Raw genomic sequence first — 24,153 nt, 5'->3', positions numbered from 1 at the left:
CCGTAACTAATTTTTAGAGTTTTGTGTATGGTTTTTTATAACTTCGTTTACTTAATTTCTCTATTAAATGATTACAACTAAATATTTCAATTACAAACAGATTGCAAATCTTGCGGGATTGCATCTCGTTTGGCTTACTGCATGGAGCACTTTCGTAGCCGCCATCTACTATTTTTTTGAGTGGCAGTGGATGACAATTCCTTTGGTTCCGCTGACCTTGGTGGGTACTGCGGTCGCTTTTTTTGTCGGTTTCAAAAGCAATCAGGCTTATGACAGACTTTGGGAGGCTAGGAAAATATGGGGAGCAATTGTAAACTCCAGCAGATCTTTTACCTCTATGCTGGCTGCATTCGATACTGAAAAAGGAGAAATGCATTACATAAAAGATTTAAAAAAACAAATAGTTTACCGTCATATCGCATGGTTATATACATTAAGAGATCAGCTTCTAATCCCTACAGAATGGGAACATATGAGTCTTGAAAGACATTTTGGGAGTATTAATTTCAAAAGACACAGACTTATAAAGGCAGGATTTCCGGATTATAGCAGAACACCACTTTTTCAGAAAAGATATCTTTCAGATGACGAATTTGAATTGCAGGAAAAATATAAAAACTTTGCTACCTACCTAATTTCAAAACAGGCAAAAGATCTCAGTCATTTGAAAAAACACAATGTCATTACAGATTTTGAACACATGCAATTGCAAACCTGTCAAAACGATTTCTATGATTATCAGGGGCAGGCGGAAAGAATAAAGAAATTCCCTTCTCCGCGACAGTTTGCTAATTCAGGATTTATTTTTATTGTAATTTTCATTATTCTTTTACCATTAGGTTTGGTCAGCGAATTCAGCAAGTTGGGCGATTGGGGAATCTGGACATGTATTCCGTTTTGTGTAATTGTCGGATGGATTTATATTATTATGGAACTCGTCGGTGATTACTCTGAAAATCCTTTTGGCGGATTGATGTTTGATATTCCCATGCTTTCGATCTGCAGAACTATTGAGATTGATCTTCTCCAAATCATTGGCGAACACGATGATCTTCCGGAACCGATTGGTTCTAAAAATGGGGTTTTGATTTAAAATTAAAAACTAACAAAAGATAAAGATTGATATTGTGATAATTTAATAGAATTTATATTTTGAAATTATATCACTAAAACAGTAAGATAATCTCAATTTAGATGATCTTACTGTTTCTACACATTCCAAAAATCACGATCCAAACTTCTGTATTGAATCGCTTCCGAGATATGATCGCCTTCGATATTCTCAGAATTTTCCAGATCTGCAATGGTTCTTGCAACTTTCAAGATTCGGCTGTAGGCTCTTGCCGAAAGATTTAGTTTAAGCATTGCCGCCTTGATCAATAATTGGGAATACTCGTCCAGCTCGCAATATTTTTCCATTTCTTTGGATCCCATTTGCGCATTGTAGCTGATGTCGGAATCTTTGTAACGTTCATTTTGAATGTCTCGCGCTTTGTTGACTCTAGCTCGGATGCTAGCGCTACTTTCCCCTTTTTTCTTTTCTGCCAACTGGTCATATTCCACCTTTGAAACTTCGATATGAATGTCGATTCTGTCAAGAAGTGGTCCTGACAGTTTGTTCATATATCTTTGCATCTCCATTGTCGATGACGTATTATTCGGATCATCGGGGAAATAGCCGCTTGGACTTGGATTCATACTTGCGACAAGCATAAAACTTGCTGGGTATTCTATTGTGAATTTGGCTCGTGAAATGGTAACAACTCTGTCTTCCAGCGGTTGTCGCATCACTTCCAAGACTGTTCGTTTAAATTCAGGCATTTCATCAAGAAATAAGACGCCATTGTGAGCCAAGGAAATTTCGCCAGGCTGAGGATAACTTCCGCCACCGACTAGCGCGACGTCCGAAATCGTATGATGTGGCGAACGAAACGGACGAATGGTAATTAATGATGTCTCAGCTCCCATCTTTCCAGCAACAGAATGAATTTTGGTAGTTTCCAGCGATTCTTTGAGACTGAGTGCAGGTAAGATACTTGGCAATCGTTTCGCAAGCATTGTCTTTCCACTTCCGGGCGAGCCGATCAAAATAATATTGTGACCACCAGCGGCGGCAACTTCCATTGCACGTTTGGCCGCTTCTTGGCCTTTCACTTCATCAAAATCGAATGGGAAATGATCTATCTTGTCTTGAAATTCTTTTCGCGTATCAATCTCAAATTTTTCCAATGCAACATCATCATTAAAAAAGTCAATGATTTCCTTGATATTATCAATTCCGTAAACATCCAACTGATTGACAATGGCCGCTTCTCTCGCGTTTTTCTTCGGAAGAATAATGCCTTTGAAACCATCTTCTCTAGCTTTGATTGCAATTGGCAAAACACCACGGATCGGTTGCAAACTGCCATCCAGAGAGAGTTCTCCCATTATGATGTAATCGCCTAGCGTATCATATTTAATCAAATCGGAAGCCGCCAGAATGCCCAAAGCCAGACTCAGATCATAAGCTGAACCTTCTTTCCGAAGATCTGCGGGAGCCATATTAATAGTAATTTTCTTACCCGGAATTTTGAAGCCAGAATTCTTAAGTGCCGCAGAAATACGATAACTGCTTTCCTTGATGGCATTATCCGGCAAGCCTACCAAATGGTAACCAACGCCTTGATCAACATTGACCTCAATGGTAATAATTTGTGCAGAAACGCCGTGAATGGCCGCACCGTAGATTTTGACAAGCATTTGTGTTTTGTTTTACCAAAAATAAAAAAAACTCTTTGATCAAAACCAAAGAGTTAAATATTTTTTGACAAATTAATTGAATTACATAAATCGTTCTCCCTTTTTGAGATTTTTGAGGTCTAGAACATAATCCTTGATTAGCTGATCATTATCTCTAGGACAGATCAGCAAAGCCTTTTCCGTATCAACAATAATATAGTTTTTAAGACCATCAATCACTGCTGCTTTGTTTTGATTTTTGATTCGGATCACATTGCCTTTCGAGTTGTAAGTCAAAACATTTTTGGAGCTGATGGCATTATTATCATCATTCTTGTCAGCATTGGTGTAAACAGAAGTCCAGGTTCCAAGATCGCTCCAGCCAAGATTTGCCGGAATGACATAGACATTTTTGGCTTTTTCAAGAATACCATTGTCAATAGAAATCTTGCTTACCGTAGGATAAATCAGATCGATACACTCCTGCTCTGCCTCACAATTATATTCGCAATTATTGAATTGGTTGGACATCTCGGGAAGATATTTTTTGAAGGCAGACAAAATACTTTTGACGCTCCAAACGAAGATCCCTGCATTCCATAAGAAATCTCCGGACTCCACAAAACTTTTCGCAATATCCAAATCAGGTTTCTCTGTGAAAGTTTTCACTTTGGAGTAGTCTTCATTATTTTCCTGAATGAACTGGATATAGCCGTACCCAGTGTCTGGTCGAGTCGGCGTAATACCAAGCGTAATTAAATAATCATTTTCTGAAGTTAATTTGAAACCTAATTCCACTTTGTCCAGAAAAGCTTTTTCTTTTAGGATCAAGTGATCGGCTGGCATTACAATGATATTTGCGTCTGGATTTACGCTTTCAATCTTCTTTGCCATATACAGGTTGCAGGCCGATGTATTTTTCATCGCAGGCTCGCCAACGATATTATTGGCTGGGATATCTGGCAACTGCTGATGCGTAAGGTCTACATATTCCTGATTTGTAATCACATAGATATTTTCTTTTGGGATCAATTGGTTGATTCTGTCATAAGTCTGCTGAATCATTGTTCTCCCCGTTCCTAGTATGTCGTGAAACTGTTTTGGAAATTTTTGGGTACTCATTGGCCAAAATCGGCTTCCAATACCTCCAGCCATTATCACACAGTAATTATTATTTTTGTTCATCTATTATCAGTTTTTCGACTTTTGCTAAAGGTCGGAATAAATATTTTTTCTCGTTATTTGAATTGATGCAAAGATATAACTTTTTCTTTTTTTCCAATAATCTATAATCCTCACCCTTGTAGCGGAATTCATCATTAATTAATAAATCCTCAATAAAAATAAAATTATCTTCAGGATTTTCGATATGGAAATAGCGGACTAATTCTGGACTCGCCATAAAGTTTGCTTTCGGATTTTTTGAAAACTGAAAAATAATGGGTTTCAAATCATCGGTGTAGATTTCCAAACTTTCCAGAAGCATCTCGGTAAAAGTATTTTTCCACTCTTTGCCGTGCGCACTGATTCTGAAATTAAACTTCTCAAATGCAATAAGGTGCGCCAGTTCGTGAGTCAAAACAAAAAAGAAAAGTTGCTTGTCTAACGTAGAATTGACTGTAATCTGATGAGATTTGTCTGGCAACCTTCTGTAATCGCCGAGTTTGCTGTTCCTGTTTTTGGTAATTTTGATATGAATATAATAATCCGCAAACCATTTTTTGAGAAAAGGAAAAGTGTTCTCCGGCAGATATTGCTCTAAAGTTTTGATTGACATTAATAATAACAGAATGATCAACAAAAATACTGATTAACGATGATTTCAGAATAAATTATTATTCAATTATTGTTATTTTCCTTAAATTTCGGATAAATTGTAAAGTTTGCTAAGACCTTTCTTATATATTTTGATTTTGATTTTGATTCTAATTGGATGTTCCAAAACGGAAGAACCAAAAATTGATTCATCAAAAAAACAAATTAATCCTTTTTACGAAAAAGCTTTCGTCTTTATGGATAAAGACTCGGACAGCTCATTCTTTTATCTGGACAAAGCAAAGGAGCTTTTTCAGAAAAGAAATGACAGTTTCGGAATGGGGAAAAGCTTTGTGAATATGGCCATCATTCAAGAAAAAGCGGGCGACAATTTTGGAAGTATAGAAACTAGTTTGCATGCGGACAAGTTCTTCAAGGAAAAGGATTTGGCGCATCACAACTTTCTGTTTTCCAACTATAACAATTTGGGCGTTGCATCCAATAATCTCAAGAATTACAAAGATTCAAAAAGGTTTTATGATAAAGCATTCCAATTCACGAAAGATCCTATTGATAAGATGATGCTGGCAAATAATATTGCTATCGTTTATCACAATGAAAAAAATTACAGAAAAGCTATTGAGATCTACACCAAATTATTGGATAGCGTAGGTTCTAAAAGCGAATTTTATCCCCGGCTCTTACTTAATTTTTCCCGGTCCAAATGGTTTGAAGATCAAAACTATAATCCAATCCACAACTACCTCATAGCAGAAAAACTAAGCGAAAATCTGGATGATGACTGGACGCAGGATGCAGCGTACGCCTATCTCTCATCTTATTATGTTAAAAAAAATGCAGATTCTTCCAGATTATACTCCAACAAAATGCTGGCTCTCGCAAAAAAATTGCAATATCCAGAGGACCAACTGGAGGCTTTACAGAATTTAATAAAAATATCTGATGGTTTGCACGCGCAAAATTATTTTGAAGATTACTCCAGAATTCAGGATAGTTTGGTCAATGCAAAAAATAAAGCCAAAAATCAATTCGCACTAATACGTTTTGAAAGTGAAAAATCCAAAGCAGAGAATCTGAAACTTCAAAAAGAGCACGAGGTTCATGAATATCAGGTTGAAAGACAAAATCTAATTATTGTTCTTCTGCTGTTATTTTTTATTTTAATTTCTGTCATTTCTTACATCTGGATCAAAAAAAGACGCCAAAGACAAATTTTAGAAGCCAACAACAGATTGCAGGAGCAGCGTCTGGATTTTTCAAAAAAAGTCCATGATGTGGTTGCCAACGGAATCTATGAAGTGATGACAACGATTGAACATCAAAACAATCTTCCAAAAGAAAAAATACTGGACAAGCTAGAGTTGATGTACGAAAAATCACGCAATCTATCCTACGATGATGTCTTGCAACAGGACTTCAATGAAAGGATTTTGGGACTGGTCAGCGCTTTTGACAATGACAAAACCAAAATTATTATTATAGGAAATGATCACGATTTTTGGTTAGGCATCAATCACTTTTCAAAAGAAGAGCTGTTCCAGATCATCCGCGAACTATTGGTAAATATGAAAAAACACAGCCACGCATCCCAGGTTATTTTCAGATTTATTCAAGAGAAAGACACGCACGAAATCAAGTATGTAGATAATGGAATAGGTCTACCGGAAGACTTTTCTGAAAAAAATGGATTTAAAAATATGAAATCCAGATTAAAGCAAATCCATGCAAATCTAGAAATCGAAAAGAGCACTTTGGGTCTCAAATTATCAATTAAAACTACAGGAAATGTTCAGTAAAATATTAATCGCCGAAGATCACGAAAGCAGTAATTTTTCTGTGCAAAGAGTGTCGGAAGAGCTCCAAATTGCAAAGGTAGATCACGTGTACTACTGTGATGATGCATTTGCGAAACTTAAAAAATCATTGGAAACCGGTCCATACGAGCTCCTGATTACAGATTTGTCTTTTGAAGAAGATCACAGAAAACAGTTCATCAAAAACGGAAGGGAACTGGTGAAATGTTGTCGCGAAATCCATCCGGAACTCAAGATCATTGTCTTTTCTGCAGAGCATAGACTTGGCGTTATAGATTTATTATTCAACGAATTAAACATCAATGCATTTGTAAGAAAAGCGCGTTCCGATTCGAGGGAACTTAAAAAAGCTATTGAATCGGTTTATAAAGATGAAGTCTATATTTCTCACGATCTCAAACTGCCTGTGAAAAGTATGAATACGTTGGAATTCAGCAATTATGACATTATACTTATTCAGTTATTATCAGAAGGCATTTTGCAAAAAAACATCCCTCAGATCCTTCAGGAGAGAGATATTCACCCAAATAGTTTAAGCAGCGTAGAAAAAAGAATGAATGCGATGAAGCTAGCATTGACGGTAAAAAACAACGAACAACTTATTGCGCGCTGTAAGGATTTAGGAATAATTTAAAATTATTTTCAATTATTTTTCCATTTTACGGTTTCCCGTAAGGAAATGTGATTTTATGTATTTAATTTTGCCTCAGATTAATAACCGTAAAAACACAAAGAAACAATAATCATTTCCAAAATAGCCTGAAGATTTTCTTTAGGCTATTTTATTTTCTCAACATCTCGGTGTGCGGAATGTTATCTTCCAAATATTTTTTTCCTGTATCCTGAAAACCAAAATCTGAGTAGAACTTTAGCAAATAATCCTGTGCGGAGATCCTAACTTCTGAAGTTCCAATTCGGTTCTCTATAATTTCAAGAGCGTATTTTATCAATTGCTTTCCAAGTCCTGTACCTCTACCGTTTTCTGTTGTTACCACCCTTCCAATAGACGTTTCCGAATATTTGATGCCTTTGTCAAAGATTCTGCAATAAGCTAAAACTTCGCCCTCCTTTTCTGCCCAAAGGTGAATTGCTTTTTGGTCATAATCATCTATGTCTGGATATGGACAATCTTGTTCCACAACAAAAACATTGACTCTGGCTTTGATAATCTCGTATAGTTCTGGGGTTGTAAGTTCAGAAAATGTTTTGATTTTCCAATCTGCATTAATCATCGAATCGTACTTTATTTTTTATGAGGAATTGATTAGTTTCTGAAATAAATTTTAGAATACTATCTGTTCCCGTTTTTTTCTCAGCTGAAGTCACATAGATCTCTGGCAGGTCTTCCCAAGTATTCAGCAATTCCTTTTTATAAGCTTCCACATTTCGGTCCGCCGCGCCAGGTTTCAATTTATCCACTTTTGTAAAAACGATGGAAAACGGAACATTACTTTCACCACACCATTGCATAAATTCTAAATCGATTTTTTGAGGCGTCAACCGTGAATCTATCAAAACAAAAAGATTGACCAGATTTTGTCTGTTGAGGATATAATTGGTGATCAGTTTTTCAAAATCTTTTCTCAGGCTCTTAGAAACTTTCGCATAACCATAACCTGGAAGATCGGTAAGGAACCAATTCTCGTTGACCAAAAAATGGTTAATAAGTTGCGTTTTCCCTGGCGTTTGTGATGTTTTAGCAAGATCTTTGTGATTCATCATCGCGTTGATGAGAGAAGACTTGCCTACGTTGGAACGTCCTATGAAAGCATATTCTGCCATCGTAGGCTCGGGACAATCCTGCCATTTCTGACTGCTTTTTACAAATTCTGCGGTTTTGATTACCATATTTTTTATATTTAAAAACCATTAAGAATCAATTTATTTAAGATTAAAAAAATCAAATTCTTAATGGTCTGAAAAGTTTTTATTGATTACTGCTTACATTACTCTCTGTAGCCAAGCGTAAAGAATCTCATTGAATTCATCCGGCTTTTCCATCATTGCAGCGTGACCACATTTGTCAATCCAGTGCAATTCGGAATTGGGAATGAATTTGTGCATATCCTCTGCCACTTCCGGCGGCGTCACATTATCCTGTTTTCCCCAGATGATGCAGGTTGGGCAAGTAATTTTCGGAAGATCGTTCAGCATATTGTGTTTGATGGCACTTCTCGCCAACATCACCGTTTTGATGCCTTTCATCCTGTCATTTACCACCGCGAAAACCTCGTCTACCAACTCATCTGTTGCTACAATCGGGTCGTAGAAAACATCCTGCGTTTTTTTCTTAATATATTCTTTATCACTTTTTCTCGGGAAACTATCGCCAAAAGTTCTTTCGTAAAGACCCGAACTTCCTGTTAAAACTAAGTTTTTTACCAATTCCGGACGAGAAGTTGTTAAAATTAATCCAATATGTCCGCCCATAGAGTTCCCTACGATGGTCACTGGTTTTCCAATAACATCTGTAATAAATTTTGCCACAAACTTCGAAATTGAGGTCAAATTGGTATTCAAAATAGGAAGATCATAGATAGGCAATTGCGGCACAAAAACCTTGTAGCCCTTGTCCGAATAAAAGTTGATCATCTTATCGAAGTTGCTCAAGCCTCCCATCAAACCATGCAAAAGCACCAGTGGATGACCTTCACCCGCTTCTACATAAGTATATTTCGTGTCTTTTTTAGTTTTAAAAATCATAATGCTCTCTCGATAACGCGCCAAAAATACAAATAAAAGAATAATTTTTTATTTTAATCCTACTAATATGGTCAAATTTAATTTATTTTAACACTGCATTCACTTCATTGATACGATTGATAATCGGCAGTGCGAATATTCCGCTGGTTGTGAGATAAAGTTCGTAAAAAGATTTCGCTTTTTCTGCAAAATCGATTTTCTTTTCTGTCCGGAAATGAAACATAAAAACATTGCCGAGCATCTCATAATAATCCGCGTGGTCCTTCGATTCCCGAAGTTTGACCATTTCTATGATCTCTTCTTTTGATTTTGATGAAAGTTTAGCAAAATCCATTTTGAAAATATCCTTCATCAAGGAATCGAAATCCAATTCTTTCTGCATCAGACTTTCTTCTGGTTTTCCGAGAAGTAATTTTTCCAATGCTTGGCTGAGTTGTCTTATTAATCTCAGCGTAAAATCTTTATCTTGAATCATTTCTTAATATCTTTATCTTCTTCATCAAGTTCTGGACTTGCAGAAACTCTCGAAACAAAATGCATCGTTCCGTCTTTCGAATTATATATTTTGTTAGCCAACTTTATTCCAATCACAATTCCAATAATTAAAATTAAAACAGATAATATTATCGAAAAAATGGAATCAAAGGCAACATAAATCACTGTCGCCAAAATCAAACTGATAATGAATGGCGATAGAAATATTTGCAGCCATCCTACTATTTCCGTTGTTTCTTCAAAGGCATTTCTTTTTTGATTTTTCATTCTATCCAAAAAACAAATACGCCAAAATTACCGAAACCGTTACGCCAACCAGATCTGCTAAAAGCATCGAACCAACTGTATATCTCGTATTTCTGATTCCAACTGAACCGAAATAAACGGCAATCACATAAAAGGTTGTGTCCGAACTTCCTTGCAAAATAGCTGATAACTTCCCAGCGAAACTGTCTGCGCCGAAGGTTTTCATCGTGTCCACCATCATTCCACGAGCTCCGGAACCTGACAATGGTTTTATTAATGCAGTTGGCAATCCGTCCACAAATCTGGTATCGAGATGGGAAGCACTGGCAATCCACTTCATTCCATCGATGATGACCTCAAAAACACCACTTGTTCTCAAGAGAGAGATTGCAATCAACATACCAACCAAATATGGAATGATCTTCACACAAACCGTAAATCCTTCCTTCGCCCCATCGATGAACGCGTCGAAAACGTTGATCTTTTTATAAACTGCGCCCAAAACGATGGCCAGGAAAATCAATAAAATAATGCCGTTGCTCATCACTTTGCTGAAGGAATCCAACTCGTCTTTGCTGAGTTGAACCAAGTAGATCACAAGCAAAGCGATGATTGCAGAAATCCCACCAACATAAGCTAAAACAATAGGCTGGAAAAGATTGATTTTTTGTCTGATAGAAACAATCGTCATTGCTGCCAGAGTTGCACAAAATGTCGCAATCATACACGGCAGAAAAATATCGGTCGGCGTTACAGAGCCCATTGATGAACGGATCGCGATGATGGAAACCGGGATTAATGTCAATCCGCTGGCGTGCAGGCAGAGAAACATTATTTGGGCGTTGCTGGCTTTGTCTTTATCCGGATTCAGGGTTTGAAGACTTTCCATCGCTTTGAGTCCGAATGGTGTGGCAGCATTGTCCAATCCTAATAAATTCGCACTGAAGTTCAGCATCATATGTCCGAATGAAGGATGGTTTTTCGGGATGTCTGGAAATAATTTGGAGAAGAATGGCTGGATCATTCGGCTGAGGAAATTGATACCGCCAGCTTTTTCGGCGATGCTCATAAAGCCCATAAACAGGGCCATAATGCCAATCAGTTTCAGGCAGATATTGACGGCTGTTTCGCTGGTTCCGATGACGCCATCTGTTGCCGCAACTCTGTACGTATTTACGTTTTGAAGGGAATCCATTTTGTAATGGATGTGATTTTCTTCGAGTTCCGGCGTGGCCTTCAAGGATCTTTGAATATCTGGAGAAAACTGCGCCAATGGTTTTTGCGAGATCTGAATAGTGTCGCCGCCTTTCCCGACCACCATATCGTTGAAGATCTGACTGTAATTCTCTGAACTGAAATATTTGATGGAGGCCACTGCAATGGCGATGATGATGAAGGCTGACCAAATCCTGCTTAGAACCATTCTGGAAATTAATTTCAGTAAATGTAAGAAAAATGATAATAGATTTTGGAAACTGGTATTCAGAAATTAAAGTTTTAATAGAATAGCAAACCCCGCAGCCCGGCCTGAGTGGAGCTCATTTTTTTGCATTTGGAAAAGCTCGGCAAAAAATAGCGGGAACGGAGGACGGAAATAGCTGCCCAAAACTTTAAGAATCGAATTGTGAGGACAAATCCCATAACTGATTTTTGTCATAAATCTAAATTATACTTGTTTGGTATGAATTGAATTGATACCTTTGCCTCGGCTTTTTTTTAAACACTATCAATGTTGAAATTTTGTTTTGTTTGTTGCAGTAATATATTTCAGTGATATAGAATGAAGAAGAGAATAGTGTGTTTATTTCGAAAACCTTTCATAATCTCATTTGAAAGGTTTTTTATTTTAATTAATTCGTAAAAATGATAGAACTTTTAAACGTTACCAAAAGTTTTAAGACCAAAAATAAGACGATCCAGGCTTTGGCAGACGTTTCTTTGACGGTGAAAAAAGGCGAGATCTTTGGCGTCATCGGAACTTCCGGCGCCGGAAAAAGTACGCTGATCCGCTGTGTTAACCTTCTTGAAAAACCGAACGCCGGGAAAGTAATCGTGGATAATATTGAACTGACAAAATTGTCTGATGCTCAACTGACCCTGGAACGAAGAAAGATCGCGATGATCTTCCAGCATTTCAATTTGTTGTCTTCTAGAACGGTCTTTGACAATATTGCATTTCCGTTGGAATTGGAGGGAAAATCCAAATCCGAGATCAGGGAAAAGGTAAATGGCCTTTTGGAACTTGTTGGACTGAATGAAAAGGCAAAGGATTACCCAGCCAATCTTTCTGGTGGACAAAAACAAAGAGTCGCGATTGCCCGAGCGCTAGCCAATGACCCGAAGGTTTTGCTTTGTGATGAGGCGACAAGTGCACTGGATCCGGCAACCACCAAATCGATTTTGAAATTGCTAAAATCCATCAACCAAAAATTGAACCTAACGATCCTTCTGATCACTCACGAAATGGAAGTCATCAAGACAATCTGCGATAAAGTGGCGGTCATTGATCACGGAAAACTGGCGGAACAAGGCAATGTGGAACAGATATTTACCAATCCGAAACAGGAAATAACGAAAGGGTTTATCCAATCTTCTTTAAATATCGAATTGCCTTTGGTCTATCAAAATTCATTGAGCAGTGTTGATAGTGGAAATAGCAATCCGCTCGTGAAATTTATGCTAACCGGAAACAATGACCAGAGTTTTGTCATCAGCAATTTGTTTGAGAAATTCCAGGTCAAAGCGAAAGTGATCAGTGCGCAACTGGAATATGTTGGCAATCTGAGTTTTGGCGTTTTGCTTGTGGAATTGCAGGGCAAAAATATCAACGAGGCCTTGGCTTATTTGGAAAATGAATATTCTAACACAGAAATTTTAGGTTATGTCGGATAGTATTATCAATTTGTTATTTCAAGGGACGATAGAAACGATTGTGATGACCTTGGTTTCTGGATTTTTTGGATTTCTGCTAGGATTGCCAACAGGAATTTTCTTATTCCTGACAAGAAAAGGTCAATTGTTGGAGAATAAAGTTTCTCATCAGGTTGTTTCTGTGATCGTGAATATTTTCCGTTCGATCCCATTCATCATCTTAATTGTTTGGATGATCCCATTCACCAGAACAATTGTTGGAACATCGATCGGTGTGGCGGCAGCTTTGGTCCCGTTGAGTGTTGGTTCGGCTCCGTTTATTGCAAGATTGGTAGAAAATAGTTTGCTGGAAATTCCTTCCGGATTGATAGAAGCGGCAAGATCGATGGGCGCAAAACCATTGCAGATCATCCGAAAAGTGCTGTTGCCGGAAGCTTTGCCATCATTAATCAATAATGTCAGTATCACTTTGATCACACTCGTAGGATATTCCGCAATGGGTGGCGCAGTTGGCGCTGGCGGACTGGGACAAGTTGGTTATCAATATGGCTACATCGGTTATGATTTTGCGGTGATGAATTCGGTCTTGGTATTACTGATCATTCTGGTTTTCATCATTCAATTGGCGGGAGATTTTCTTTCGAAAAAATTCAATCACAGATAAAAAATTAAAAATGAATAAATTAAAAATAATTGCTTTAGCATTTGCTGTCATCACATTATCAGCTTGCAGCAAAAAAGAATCGAACCCGAATATTTTAAAAGTTGGCATCGCTTCCGGACCTGAACAAGGTTTGGCAGAAGAAGCTAAAAAAGTCGCCAAAGCAAAATATGGTTTGGATGTAGAATTGGTCTCCTTCAACGATTACGTGGTTCCAAACGAAGCTTTGAACCAAGGTGATGTGGATGTGAACGCGTTTCAACACTTGCCCTACCTGGAAGAACAATCCAGACAACGAGGTTACAAATTGGCTGTTGTCGGGAAAACTTTTGTTTATCCAATTGTGGCTTACTCCAAAAAAATCAAGTCCATTTCAGAATTGAAACCGGGACAAACCATTGTGATTCCAAATGACCCGACCAATGGTGGAAGATCACTGTTACTGCTTCAGAAGCAAGGATTAATTAAATTAAAAGAAGGCATTGGACTATTACCAAAAGTCGCAGACATCACAGAAAATCCGAAGAATTTCAGAATTCTGGAATTAGAAGCGCCACAAATTCCGAGGGTTTTGGAAGATAAAGAAGTTGTGCTGGCCATCATTAACAATAATTTTGCGGCCCAAGCTGGCCTGGACCCAGAAAAAGAAGGCCTTTTCACAGAAGATAAAGATTCGCCTTACGCCAATTTAATCGTCTCCAGAGAAGACAACAAAAATGACGAGAAGATCAAAAACTTCGTCAAAGCCTATCAATCTCCGGAAGTAGAGGCCGTTGCCAAGCAGACCTTCAAAGAAGGCGCTGTGAAAGCGTGGTAAAACTTCTATTTTATATCTAGTTTTTTTAAGTTGGCGGTTCAGATTGAATCGCCAATTTTTTTATTAAATTAACCAAAAATCGATTATGGCTTCAAAATCATCAAACTAAACTAGCAATCAAAATCGGCTACAAATCTATTCTGTAAAGAGAAATCATTATAATACACAATTATGATTTAAATCATTTTGTTATTTTTATTAGTTCTAAATAAATATGTTTGCAAAAAATTAAATTATATGCTTAATAAATATCTTTGTTTAGGATTGTTTGCTGCTTTTGTAAACACCAATGCACAAAACTGCACACCGCAAGCCGCAGGAAATAATGTGGGCGACAACGGCTGCGTGAGTCTTACTTATCAAAACCAAACCGTGTCTTACAAAACTGTGAGAGCTGCCGATGGCTACGAATGGCTTCAGCAAAATCTTGGAAGCTCAAACGTTGCAACCAGCATTGCTGACGAAGGCGCAAGAGGCGATTACTTCCAATACGGCCGTTGGGATGATGGACATCAATTGAAAACTTCTCAAACCACAGATGTTTATCCAACACCTAACAATCCTGTTGGTTTAGGAGCCGGAAATGCTTTATTTTATATCAACGGAGGAACGCCTTGGTCTGGTAATTATACTGGATGGTTTGCCAATCCGGACCAAAACGACAATTGGTCTGCCAAAAACCTTTCCGAAGTGACAGAACATAACGGGATCGACCCTTGTAAAGCCATTGGTGACAATTGGGAAATGCCTTCTGAGGCAGATTGGGATCTTGTAATGACCAAAGAAAATATTTTCCCAAGACCAGCTGGCGCTACAACTGGCGGAATTGTAAGAGGTTTTGAAAGCAATCTTAAAATCGCCGGTGCAGGTTCTCGTAAAGATGCAGGATGGGCTTTTGAAGGAACCCGTGCTTACATCTGGACAAAATCTGCAAGTGCCAATCCTAACTTTTATCGTTACATTTATTTAGGAGCTGCAGCATCCAGCACAACTGGTTTTGGTGGTGACGCAAAAAGTTTTGGCTATTCTGTAAGATGTGTGAACAAGTCCAACAATACTTTAGCGGTCAATGACCTCAGCAAAATTGATTTCTCATTCGCTCCAAACCCAGCTGACAAATTCATCAAGATCAATACAGAAAATGCTTTGAAGTCTGTGGAAGTTCTATCCATCACAGGACAGAAGATCTCTGAGACCAAAGAAAATACGGTTGATGTTTCTCGTTTGGCAAAAGGGAATTACTTCATCAAAATTACTTTCGAGAACGGAAAGACCACGACGAAGAAATTCATCAAGAAATAAACATTTCACTAAATTAATAATTGAAAAAGAACGCTCAAAAGGCGTTCTTTTTTATTCTAAATAGATCAGGATATCCTTAGCAATTTCCTCATCGACAGAGGTGATCAAAACCGCATCTTTCGTTTTTTCCTGAAGCTCTTTAATGAAAAAACTACTCTCAAAAAACTGTCTGTGAACGCCTGGCAAAAGACTCATAAAATAATCCATTCCCAATTGATTGTTATGAAGGTCCATTTTGGTTTCCAGAGGTTTGTTTGGGAAAAGGTCTTCATGCATATCTGTCAGTCTTTTGCACCATTTCAGGGACTTCTCTGGCGATGAAACCTTGCAGAAGTACATCATTATGATACAACACCAATAGGCGTGACGAAATGCGTTTCCTATGCCGCTGTTGGAATTGGTTTTGGGATAAAGTTCCTTTGCTTTTTGAAAAGCCCTCAGACTCGCATAAGTGTAAAGGAAAGCAAATAAAGGATGCATGATCCCAATGGAAAAAACCTTCAATAATTTACGGAAGGTCAAGGTTTTTAAAGCTCTGAAAATGATTCCTATAAATCTCATAAATAAAAAACTCTCCCAGATTTGAGAGAGTATATTTTTAGTTCAATAATTTGATTAATGATATTCGTGGATCAAAAGTTTTACCGATCTTGAAACTTGATGTTTGATCTCGGTTCTTTTTACGATAAAATCCACAAAACCTTTCTCCTGCAAGAATTCTGAAGTTTGGAAACCTTCTGGCAGATCTTTACCAATTGTTTCACGAATCACTCTTGGTCCTGCGAATCCGATCAATGCGCTTGGTTCTGCGATAATTAAATCAGCCGTCATTGCAAAGGAAGCTGTGATCCCACCAAAAGTTGGATCGGTCAAATAAGCGATGTAAGGCAAACCTGCATCCGAAAGTTGAACCAATTTGGCCTGAACTTTAGCCAACTGCATCAATGAGTAAGCCGCTTCCTGCATTCTCGCGCCACCAGATTGGCAGATGATCATGTAAGGCAACTTGTGTTTGATACAATAGTCGATTGCTCTTCTGATCTTCTCACCCATTACAGATCCCAAAGATCCACCGATGAAAGCAAAGTCCATACAAGAGATCACCATTTCTACACCGTTCACTTTTCCAGTCGCATTACGGATGGAATCAGTCAATTTGGTCTTGGATTTCACTTCTTTCAGACGGTCCGTGTAAGATTTTGTATCCTTGAATTTAAGAATGTCAACACTTTCCACATCAGCATCCAATTCTTTGAATTTCTGATCATCAAAAAGCATATCAAAGTATTCTCTACTTCCGATTCTTACGTGGAAACCATCTTCCGGAGACACAAAATTATTAGCTCTGAGTTCTTCAGCTTCTATAATTTTGCCAGTTGGCGTCTTGTGCCAAAGTCCTTTTGGAACGTCCTTTTTGTCTTCTGTAGAAGTGGTAATATTTTGCCCTTTCCTTTTAAACCAATCAAATGCCATATAATCTATAATTGATGAATGATAATTGATAATTGATGAAAAAACAACTTATAAAAATCGTTTATCGCTCATCAATTATCATTTATAAATTTTATTAAAGTGTATTAATATTGTTCAGATCTTCGAAAGCCTGAGTCAATCTTTTAATATAAGTTTCTTCTCCTTTTCTTACCCAAACTCTTGGATCGTAGAATTTCTTGTTTGGTGCATCTGCTCCTTCTGGATTTCCGATTTGATGACGTAGATATTCAATTTTCTCAGTCATATAATCTCTGATTCCTTCTGTATAGCCGAATTGAAGATCTGTATCAATGTTCATTTTCACAACACCATAACCGATGGCTTCTCTGATCTCTTCCAAAGTAGAACCTGACCCACCGTGGAATACGAAGTTTACAGGCTTCTCTCCAGTTCCGAATTTCTCCTGAACATATTTTTGAGAATTGTCAAGAATTTTCGGCGTCAGTTTTACATTTCCTGGTTTGTAAACACCGTGTACGTTTCCAAATGCCGCAGCAATGGTGAAGTTATCAGAAACCGCTTTTAGAACTTCGTAAGCGTGAGCTACTTCTTCTGGCTGCGTGTAAAGTTTTGAGCTGTCAACGTCAGAGTTGTCAACGCCGTCTTCTTCACCTCCAGTTACACCCAATTCGATCTCAAGAGTCATTCCCATTTTGTTCATTCTCTCGAAATATTTTGCAGAAACCTCTAGGTTTTCTTCAATTGGCTCCTCAGAGAAATCCAACATATGAGAAGAATAAAGAGATTTTCCGTTTTGCTTGTAGAACTCTTCACTTGCGTCCAAAAGACCGTCAATCCAAGGCAACAATTTTTTTGCGCAATGGTCTGTGTGTAAAATTACAGTCGCTCCATAAGCTTCTGCCAAAGTGTGGATATGTTTTGCGCCAGCAACAGCTCCTAGAACTGCAGCTCTTTGGTTATCATTGTTCAAGCTTTTTCCAGCGTTGAAGATCGATCCTCCGTTTGAGAACTGGATGATCACAGGTGCATTAAGTTTCGCAGCAGTTTCCATCGTTGCGTTGATATTACTAGACCCGATCACATTAGCTGCAGGAAGTGCGAATTGCTTCTCTTTGGCATAATCGAATATTTCTGTTACTAAAGAACCAGTGGCAACTCCTGCCGGAAATTTTCTGCTCATTTTGATTATATTTTTAAGATTTTTTTTGAACGGTAAAGTTACAAAATTATTAATTATTTAAAGTTTCGAATTTTCAGTCTTATGTTATGACTAATATTTCGTTATTCTTAAGTTTTCTATTTATCATCGTAGTGTCCCCAACCTGATAATATTTCCACATCGTCTTCTTTTATTTCATAAACAAGTCTGTGTTTATCATTAATCCGTCTTGACCAAATAGAACCTTCAAAATATTTTAATTGTTCTGGTTTCCCAATACCTTGTGTGGGATTTTCTCGGATCTCTGTGAGAAAAGAATCTATCTTTTTCAATAAAATTTTGTTGCCAGCTTTTTGATGCTTTTTAATATCCTTTGAAAACTCTGCTGAGAATTCTAAATCCCAACTCACAATCCTAAAAGTTTGGCTTGCTCTGAAGCAGAAACTTTTGTTTTAGGACTTTTCTTAGCTTTTTCAATTTTATCAACAAACTCTTTCTTAGTCATCTTGGTATCATCATCATTGAAAACAGCGTTTATTCCCAAAGCTTTAAGAACATCAACCACCATTTTGATTTTATCTTTACTAAGTTTATTTTTAATTTCAATTGTTGCCATTTTAATTCGATTTAAAATTTAGAAGTTATTTGAATAATTATAATTCGCATAATTAAGGACTTAATTCCTCTTATCGTTCCCCCAAAGCAATTTTTGGCGAATGGTCTCATAGAAACTAAAATTTTTTGGTTTAATGAGAAATAGTGAGAAATCAGCCTTTTCGATATTGATCTCACTTCCGATTTCCATATGATAAAGTCTGGAATCCAAAGCCAAAGTATATTGCTCTACCCGACTTTTCACGATCAATTTTATTTTTGCGTCATCTTTAACGATAAGTGGACGAACATTCAGATTGTGAGGTGCGATTGGCGTAATGACGAAATTGTCATTCGCTGGCGAAATGATTGGCCCGCCACAACTCAGCGAGTAAGCCGTAGAACCTGTTGGCGTCGAAACGATCAAGCCGTCGCCCCAGAAAACGTTTAGGAATTCTTCGTTGATGTAAGATTCCACCGTGATCATCGATGTGGTTTCCTTTCTGGAAAGACTGACATCATTCAGTGCGAAAGGAAAATCGATATCGTTCGGATTGTCTGTTGTGATTTTGATGACAGAGCGTTCGCTGATGTTGTAATTTTTATCTAGGATAATAGAATCCAACTCGTCAAAGATCTGATCTTTTCTGAAGTTGGCCAAAAATCCCAATCGGCCTGTATTAACCCCAATAATTGGAATTTCTAGATCCTGGATGAAGGTCAAAGCGTTAAGAATTGTCCCATCGCCACCAAAACTGAAAACGATATTGACGTTCTTGCTTTTCAGCTCCTCTTTCCCAGAAAACGTATCGAATTCCTTAGAAAAATTAAGATTTTCCGCCATTTCGGAATGCAGAACCACAGAAACCTCTCTGAGCGCCAATTCGGAAATGAACTTGTTGAGATACAAAAAAGTATCGAGGTCTTTCTTTTGAGAGTAGATCGCTGCCTTCATAAATTAAATTTCCAAAAATTTCTGAAAAAACCCAAATCGGTCTTTCAACAGTTCTTCCTTCTCGTCATCGTAATGTTTGGTAACCACCGTGTAGCCGTATCTTTCGAAGGTTTCATCAATGGAACTAAGATTTTCATTGCTGATCTTCAACGTAATTTCTATACTATCTTCTTTGATGGCACTGATGAATGTGCCGTAGATCTTCGCATTGTTGCTTTCCACAATCTGAGTGATCTCCGTCATCGAATAATGCAAACCTGTCGTTTGGATTGTCAAGATCGCACCGTTCTCGGAGAACAATGGATATTTTGAAAACTCATTGAAGATGTCATCGCAAGAAATATACCCGAGATATTTTTCCTCTTTCGAGATCACGGGAATCACATTCGCATTGAAAGTATGGAAAAGCTTGATGCTATCGAGAATACTGCTGTCCTCTATAATAGCAAATCGCTCGTAATGAATATTGAGACTGTCCAATTTTCCCTCAGGACTGTCCTCCAGAAAAGACTGGCTGAGTCCGCCAAGGAAAACACCTTTGCTGACAATGAAAACGTGGGAATAGCCAAAGTCTTTCGCAACCTCAGAAGCTTCCTCTATGGAATCTTTTCTGCTGAATGCGGGATAATCTTTGGAAATGTAGTCTTTTATAAACATTATGCTAATTTACAAAAAATCCTTAGCCACAAAAGATTTTAAAAATTTTTATGAATTTTTATAAAAAGTATTGCTTTGTATTAAACAAAAAATATATCTTTGTCGCCTTTCATTTTTACTTTTTATTAGATTTATTTCAAACTGCAACACTTCATTGTGTCTGCAGTTTTTTTATTTTAAAGAACTCAGGTTTTTCGCAAACTCCCAAATGACGATTCCGCCACAGACACTTACGTTCAAAGAATGCTTGGTTCCCAATTGAGGGATTTCCAAAAACGTATCAACATTTGGCAAAGCTTCATCACTGATTCCGTCGACTTCATTTCCTAAGATCAGAGCGTATTTTTCATCAGATTTAATTTCAAAATCAGTCATCATTTGGCTGTCGGAAGTCTGTTCGATCCCAATAATATTGAAGTTTTCTTTCTTAAGATTTTCAATAGCAATATTAATATCCTGCTCATAGATCCAATCTACGCTTTCCGTTGCGCCAAGCGCCGCTTTGTGAATTTCCCTGTGAGGCGGCTGAGGCGTGATACCGCAAAGCACCACTTTTTCGATCAAAAAAGCATCGCCGGTTCGGAAAATAGCGCCCACATTGTGCATACTTCTTACGCTGTCCAGAATGATCACAAGCGGAATCTTCGCTGTATTTTTGAAGGTTTCAACATCTATTCTCCCCAATTCTTCAAGTTTCAGTTTCTTTGTCACGGTTTAAGCTTTATTTATAATTAAATCAATATTTCTCTCGATATTCTTTGCGATAGATTCCATTGGGATATCGTTCTCGTCGTTGTTAAACGGATCTTCTATTTCTTCGGCGATCAACTCCAAACTCATCAAAACATAATACACAAACATCGTGATCGGGATCATAAAAATACCGAGGTTCACCACATTGGCAACCGGCAAGGCTACCACGTAAAAAACCACAAATTTTTTGATGAATGATGAATAGGAATAAGGAATCGGCGTGTTTTTGATTCTCTCACATCCACCACAGACATCCAGAAATCCTGATAATTGGGCATCCAGGAAGAGCATTTCGGTGTCGGAGATCTTTCCTTCTTTTTTAAGTTGAAAAAGTTTTCTGGTCAGCAGAAAGACCAACTCTGCAGGCGGATGATGCTTCAACTCTTTGGCGAGCTCTGCAAAATCCTTGTCAAGAACCAGTCTTGTGGATTCTTTGGAAAGATGGCTGGATAGAAAATGAGGGAAGAACTTAATATATTTTGCGATTTGATTTTTTGTTTTGACATCTTTCTCATCCAGAATGCCACAGATCTTGATCATAAAATTTCGGCTGTCATTCACGAGTTTCCCCCACAATTTTCGGCCTTCCCACCAGCGATCGTACGCCGTGTTGGTTCGGAAAACCAAAAGTAAAGACAATACAAAACCCAATAAAGAATGTAACATTCCGATGTGGCTGACCGTCGATTTTTCTGTGAGATGCAGATATTCAATTTCTAGGTAATACATCCCGTAAGAATAAAGTCCCACGAGAAGCATTGTAGGAAACAGGATTTTCAGCGTATCGGTTTTATGAAGACTGATCAGAATCTTCAGGAAGTTCTTTGTGTTGTAGGCGCGCATACAATTGCATTTGAGCACAAAGATAATTGATATGGAACAAAAACTTGTAGTCGTTCAACTATTTAGTTCAAGTTTTAAAACCGTTTCTGAAAATTATTTTTAAATTTAAGCTTTTAAAAACCATTCGATGTCAAATAAAGAAAAATTCATAACCGACCTCAACTCAAAATACAACCCAAAAGGCGACCACATCATCCTGGGAAAAGGAATGTTGGACGGCGAGATCGTCACCGAAGTCAATGTCTCGATTCCACTGAAAACCGTGAACAGACACGGTTTGATTGCTGGCGCAACGGGAACTGGAAAGACCAAAACGCTTCAGGTTTTCGTAGAGCAATTGTCTCACGCCGGAATCCCGACTTTGGTAATGGATATCAAAGGTGACCTTTCCGGAATCGCTGAATCTGGGACGGAAAACGACAACATAAAAGAACGATATTCTAAAACAGGTTTACCATATTCTCCACAGAATTTTCCAGTGGAACTGATGACCATTTCCGGTGCAAAAGGTGTGAAACTTCGCGCAACGGTTTTGGAATTCGGACCAATCTTACTAAGCAAAATTCTTGGGCTTAATGATACTCAGCAAAGCATTATGTCTATCGTTTTCAAATATTGCGACGACAAAGCTTTGCCTTTGGTGGATTTGAATGATTTGAAAAAAGTCCTTCAATATGTGACGGATAATCCGATTGGCAAAAAGGAATTAGCTGACAATTATGGCTCGATTGCGCCGGCATCTTTAGGTGCAATTCTTCGTTCAATCGTGGCAATGGAACAACAAGGCGCTGCTACTTTTTTCGGCGAACCAAGTTTCGATGTTGAAGACCTTTTGCAGACGAGAGATGGAAAAGGTGTGGTGAATATTTTCCGAGTTGATGATATCCAAAGTAAGCCTAATCTTTTCTCGACCTTTATTTTATCGTTGTTTGCGGAGATCTATATGACTTTCCCAGAGGAAGGTGACAGCGGAAAACCGAAATTGGTTTTGTTCATCGACGAAGCACATTTACTTTTCAACGAAGCTTCCAAAACTTTGCTTTCGCAGATTGAAACGATGGTGAAATTAATTCGTTCTAAAGGAATTGGGATTTATTTTATCACTCAAATTCCAGGCGATGTTCCGGAAAATATTTTGAGCCAATTAGGCTTGAAAATCCAGCACGCTTTGAGAGGTTTCACTGGAAAAGACAAAAAGGAAATCGATAAAGCGGTGGAGAATTATCCAACGACAGAATTTTACAACGCCAGCGAACTCATCCAAAATCTTGGAATCGGGGAAGCTTTTGTGACTGCGCTTAATGAGAAAGGAATTCCAACGCCTTTGGTTCACACTTATTTAATTTCGCCCGAAAGTAGAATGGATATTTTGACCTCATCGGAAATTGATGATTTGACAAGAAACTCATCATTGGTCAGAAAATATGAGGAAAACATCGACAAAGAAAGTGCCTACGAAATCCTAAACAAAAGAATCGAGGAACACACGCAAACCGTAATACCAACACCGACGAGAGGCAGAACGGCACAACCAAAAGAAGAACCCGGAATGTTTGAGCAGGTGATTGAAAGCCGCGCCGGAAAAACTTTTCTGAACACTTTGGCAAGAGAAGGTGCGAAGTTTATTTTGGGAATGTTCAGTATGAAGAAAAGAAGATAATATACTGCCAATGGATTATAAACTGATTGAAAAATTACAGACCCTTTTGCCTTTAGGATATTTATATCTTATCATTTTAGGAATATTGAGAGACGGCGTATTTTTCTATATGTTGGGCGTCAATTTTTTGAAATATTCCTCAATAATGGATATTTTGATAAGCCCAATCGCAGAATTGACATCTCAGCCGATCATTTTGGCGACAGTGATTTTGATGATCATTGGATTCTTTTTTTATTATAATTTTCTTGCCAAAAACAGTCATAAAAAATGGGTTCGTGAGTCTGTGGTGAGCAAAAAATATCTCAAACAACATCCTGATTCCACAGATCTCGATTTGAAAATTCATATAAAAAAGCAGGTCTATTTTGCAGTCGCATTTATGATTTTGGCTTTCTTCCTTGGTGGCGGTGTCGGAACAGGAATCAATGTAAAGGACAGAATCACAAACAATAATTTGAAAATCAAGCACAGAATAACCGACGATTCTGGCATTCAAAAAGAAATTTATCTTATTGATTCCAATAGTGCTTATTTCTTTTACGTTGAAAAAGGAAGCAAGATTGTCACCATTGTCCCAGTGAGCTCCATCAAAAAAATAGAACTCATCAACAACAAAATGTTTGAGAATGGAAGTTTCTCAAGTTTCTTAACTTTGTAGAACGAAAAAT

Annotated in this window: 27 protein-coding genes; 9 read left to right on the top strand and 18 right to left on the bottom strand. The window is 37.8% G+C overall.

Features of this window, described 5'->3' with window-relative positions; all coding sequences use genetic code 11:
* Nucleotides 1-67 precede the first annotated feature (67 nt).
* Nucleotides 68-1,093 carry a bestrophin family ion channel gene (locus tag PQ459_03510; GenBank protein WDF47560.1) on the top strand — a complete coding sequence of 342 codons (1,026 nt, stop codon included), beginning with the start codon at nt 68-70 and terminating at the stop codon, nt 1,091-1,093.
* 116 nt (nt 1,094-1,209) lie between these two features.
* Here the strand turns inward: PQ459_03510 and PQ459_03505 are convergent, their stop codons facing one another.
* From PQ459_03505 to PQ459_03495, 3 genes are all read right to left on the bottom strand, one after another.
* The gene (locus tag PQ459_03505) at nt 1,210-2,742 is read right to left on the bottom strand and encodes a YifB family Mg chelatase-like AAA ATPase (GenBank protein WDF47559.1); all 1,533 of its coding nucleotides are present in this window, start codon (nt 2,740-2,742) and stop codon (nt 1,210-1,212) included.
* Nucleotides 2,743-2,823: 81 nt separating this feature from the next.
* Nucleotides 2,824-3,906 (bottom strand): mannose-1-phosphate guanylyltransferase, encoded by a 1,083-nt coding sequence (locus PQ459_03500; GenBank protein ID WDF47558.1) that lies wholly within the window; start codon nt 3,904-3,906, stop codon nt 2,824-2,826.
* Nucleotides 3,893-4,498 carry a SprT-like domain-containing protein gene (locus PQ459_03495; GenBank protein ID WDF47557.1) on the bottom strand — a complete coding sequence of 202 codons (606 nt, stop codon included), beginning with the start codon at nt 4,496-4,498 and terminating at the stop codon, nt 3,893-3,895. Before PQ459_03495 ends, PQ459_03500 begins: the two co-directional genes overlap by 14 nt.
* Nucleotides 4,499-4,733: 235 nt before the next feature.
* Between PQ459_03495 and PQ459_03490 the strand changes: the two genes are divergently transcribed.
* Nucleotides 4,734-6,293 (top strand): ATP-binding protein, encoded by a 1,560-nt coding sequence (locus PQ459_03490; GenBank protein ID WDF47556.1) that lies wholly within the window; start codon nt 4,734-4,736, stop codon nt 6,291-6,293.
* On the top strand, nt 6,283-6,945 hold the full coding sequence (locus PQ459_03485; GenBank protein ID WDF47555.1) for a response regulator: 663 nt from the start codon (nt 6,283-6,285) through the stop codon (nt 6,943-6,945). The genes PQ459_03490 and PQ459_03485 overlap by 11 nt, the downstream gene beginning before the upstream one ends.
* 148 nt (nt 6,946-7,093) lie before the next feature.
* On the opposite strand, the gene PQ459_03480 is transcribed toward PQ459_03485, so the two are convergent.
* From PQ459_03480 to PQ459_03455, 6 genes are all read right to left on the bottom strand, one after another.
* Nucleotides 7,094-7,543, bottom strand: coding sequence for a GNAT family N-acetyltransferase (locus PQ459_03480; protein ID WDF47554.1), 450 nt, complete (start codon nt 7,541-7,543; stop codon nt 7,094-7,096).
* The gene (yihA, locus tag PQ459_03475) at nt 7,536-8,159 is read right to left on the bottom strand and encodes a ribosome biogenesis GTP-binding protein YihA/YsxC (GenBank protein WDF47553.1); all 624 of its coding nucleotides are present in this window, start codon (nt 8,157-8,159) and stop codon (nt 7,536-7,538) included. The genes PQ459_03480 and yihA overlap by 8 nt, the downstream gene beginning before the upstream one ends.
* A gap of 93 nt (nt 8,160-8,252) precedes the next feature.
* Entirely contained in the window at nt 8,253-9,014 is a 762-nt protein-coding gene (locus PQ459_03470) for an alpha/beta hydrolase (protein WDF47552.1), read from the bottom strand.
* 82 nt (nt 9,015-9,096) lie between these two features.
* On the bottom strand, nt 9,097-9,489 hold the full coding sequence (locus tag PQ459_03465) for a hypothetical protein (GenBank protein ID WDF47551.1): 393 nt from the start codon (nt 9,487-9,489) through the stop codon (nt 9,097-9,099).
* Nucleotides 9,486-9,776 carry a hypothetical protein gene (locus PQ459_03460; GenBank protein ID WDF47550.1) on the bottom strand — a complete coding sequence of 97 codons (291 nt, stop codon included), beginning with the start codon at nt 9,774-9,776 and terminating at the stop codon, nt 9,486-9,488. The genes PQ459_03465 and PQ459_03460 overlap by 4 nt, the downstream gene beginning before the upstream one ends.
* Before the next feature lies 1 nt (nt 9,777).
* Complete coding sequence (locus tag PQ459_03455) at nt 9,778-11,178, bottom strand: nucleoside recognition domain-containing protein (GenBank protein ID WDF47549.1); 1,401 nt, start codon at nt 11,176-11,178, stop codon at nt 9,778-9,780.
* 440 nt (nt 11,179-11,618) lie between these two features.
* Between PQ459_03455 and PQ459_03450 the strand changes: the two genes are divergently transcribed.
* From PQ459_03450 to PQ459_03435, 4 genes are all read left to right on the top strand, one after another.
* Complete coding sequence (locus tag PQ459_03450; GenBank protein ID WDF47548.1) at nt 11,619-12,647, top strand: methionine ABC transporter ATP-binding protein; 1,029 nt, start codon at nt 11,619-11,621, stop codon at nt 12,645-12,647.
* Nucleotides 12,637-13,290 (top strand): methionine ABC transporter permease MetI, encoded by a 654-nt coding sequence (gene metI, locus PQ459_03445; GenBank protein ID WDF47547.1) that lies wholly within the window; start codon nt 12,637-12,639, stop codon nt 13,288-13,290. Before PQ459_03450 ends, metI begins: the two co-directional genes overlap by 11 nt.
* A 10-nt stretch (nt 13,291-13,300) precedes the next feature.
* Nucleotides 13,301-14,104 carry a methionine ABC transporter substrate-binding lipoprotein MetQ gene (gene metQ, locus PQ459_03440; protein ID WDF47546.1) on the top strand — a complete coding sequence of 268 codons (804 nt, stop codon included), beginning with the start codon at nt 13,301-13,303 and terminating at the stop codon, nt 14,102-14,104.
* Between the two features lie 237 nt (nt 14,105-14,341).
* Nucleotides 14,342-15,406 (top strand): T9SS type A sorting domain-containing protein, encoded by a 1,065-nt coding sequence (locus tag PQ459_03435; protein ID WDF47545.1) that lies wholly within the window; start codon nt 14,342-14,344, stop codon nt 15,404-15,406.
* A gap of 51 nt (nt 15,407-15,457) precedes the next feature.
* On the opposite strand, the gene PQ459_03430 is transcribed toward PQ459_03435, so the two are convergent.
* From PQ459_03430 to PQ459_03390, 9 genes are all read right to left on the bottom strand, one after another.
* Nucleotides 15,458-15,967 carry a hypothetical protein gene (locus PQ459_03430; GenBank protein ID WDF47544.1) on the bottom strand — a complete coding sequence of 170 codons (510 nt, stop codon included), beginning with the start codon at nt 15,965-15,967 and terminating at the stop codon, nt 15,458-15,460.
* A gap of 54 nt (nt 15,968-16,021) precedes the next feature.
* Nucleotides 16,022-16,879, bottom strand: coding sequence for an acetyl-CoA carboxylase, carboxyltransferase subunit beta (gene accD / locus PQ459_03425; protein WDF47543.1), 858 nt, complete (start codon nt 16,877-16,879; stop codon nt 16,022-16,024).
* A gap of 94 nt (nt 16,880-16,973) precedes the next feature.
* Nucleotides 16,974-18,041, bottom strand: coding sequence for a class II fructose-bisphosphate aldolase (fbaA, locus tag PQ459_03420; GenBank protein WDF47542.1), 1,068 nt, complete (start codon nt 18,039-18,041; stop codon nt 16,974-16,976).
* A 116-nt stretch (nt 18,042-18,157) separates the two neighbouring features.
* On the bottom strand, nt 18,158-18,430 hold the full coding sequence (locus tag PQ459_03415; protein ID WDF47541.1) for a Txe/YoeB family addiction module toxin: 273 nt from the start codon (nt 18,428-18,430) through the stop codon (nt 18,158-18,160).
* Nucleotides 18,427-18,636 (bottom strand): hypothetical protein, encoded by a 210-nt coding sequence (locus tag PQ459_03410; GenBank protein ID WDF47540.1) that lies wholly within the window; start codon nt 18,634-18,636, stop codon nt 18,427-18,429. The genes PQ459_03415 and PQ459_03410 overlap by 4 nt, the downstream gene beginning before the upstream one ends.
* A gap of 60 nt (nt 18,637-18,696) precedes the next feature.
* Nucleotides 18,697-19,569, bottom strand: a complete 873-nt coding sequence (locus PQ459_03405; GenBank protein ID WDF47539.1) for an NAD kinase — start codon at nt 19,567-19,569, stop codon at nt 18,697-18,699.
* 3 nt (nt 19,570-19,572) lie between these two features.
* Complete coding sequence (locus PQ459_03400) at nt 19,573-20,226, bottom strand: CBS domain-containing protein (protein ID WDF47538.1); 654 nt, start codon at nt 20,224-20,226, stop codon at nt 19,573-19,575.
* A gap of 171 nt (nt 20,227-20,397) precedes the next feature.
* The gene (locus PQ459_03395; GenBank protein WDF47537.1) at nt 20,398-20,937 is read right to left on the bottom strand and encodes an RNA methyltransferase; all 540 of its coding nucleotides are present in this window, start codon (nt 20,935-20,937) and stop codon (nt 20,398-20,400) included.
* Nucleotides 20,938-20,940: 3 nt separating this feature from the next.
* The gene (locus tag PQ459_03390) at nt 20,941-21,822 is read right to left on the bottom strand and encodes a bestrophin family ion channel (protein ID WDF47536.1); all 882 of its coding nucleotides are present in this window, start codon (nt 21,820-21,822) and stop codon (nt 20,941-20,943) included.
* 127 nt (nt 21,823-21,949) lie between these two features.
* Between PQ459_03390 and PQ459_03385 the strand changes: the two genes are divergently transcribed.
* Together PQ459_03385 and PQ459_03380 are read left to right on the top strand one after the other, a co-directional pair.
* The gene (locus tag PQ459_03385; protein WDF47535.1) at nt 21,950-23,482 is read left to right on the top strand and encodes a DUF853 family protein; all 1,533 of its coding nucleotides are present in this window, start codon (nt 21,950-21,952) and stop codon (nt 23,480-23,482) included.
* A gap of 10 nt (nt 23,483-23,492) precedes the next feature.
* Nucleotides 23,493-24,143, top strand: coding sequence for a hypothetical protein (locus PQ459_03380; protein ID WDF47534.1), 651 nt, complete (start codon nt 23,493-23,495; stop codon nt 24,141-24,143).
* Nucleotides 24,144-24,153: the final 10 nt, after the last annotated feature.

The organism is Chryseobacterium sp. KACC 21268 (assembly GCA_028736075.1).
Classification (GTDB): domain Bacteria; phylum Bacteroidota; class Bacteroidia; order Flavobacteriales; family Weeksellaceae; genus Epilithonimonas.
Note: the sequence above shows the minus strand (reverse complement) of the source record. Positions and strands in the feature narration are given on the sequence as shown.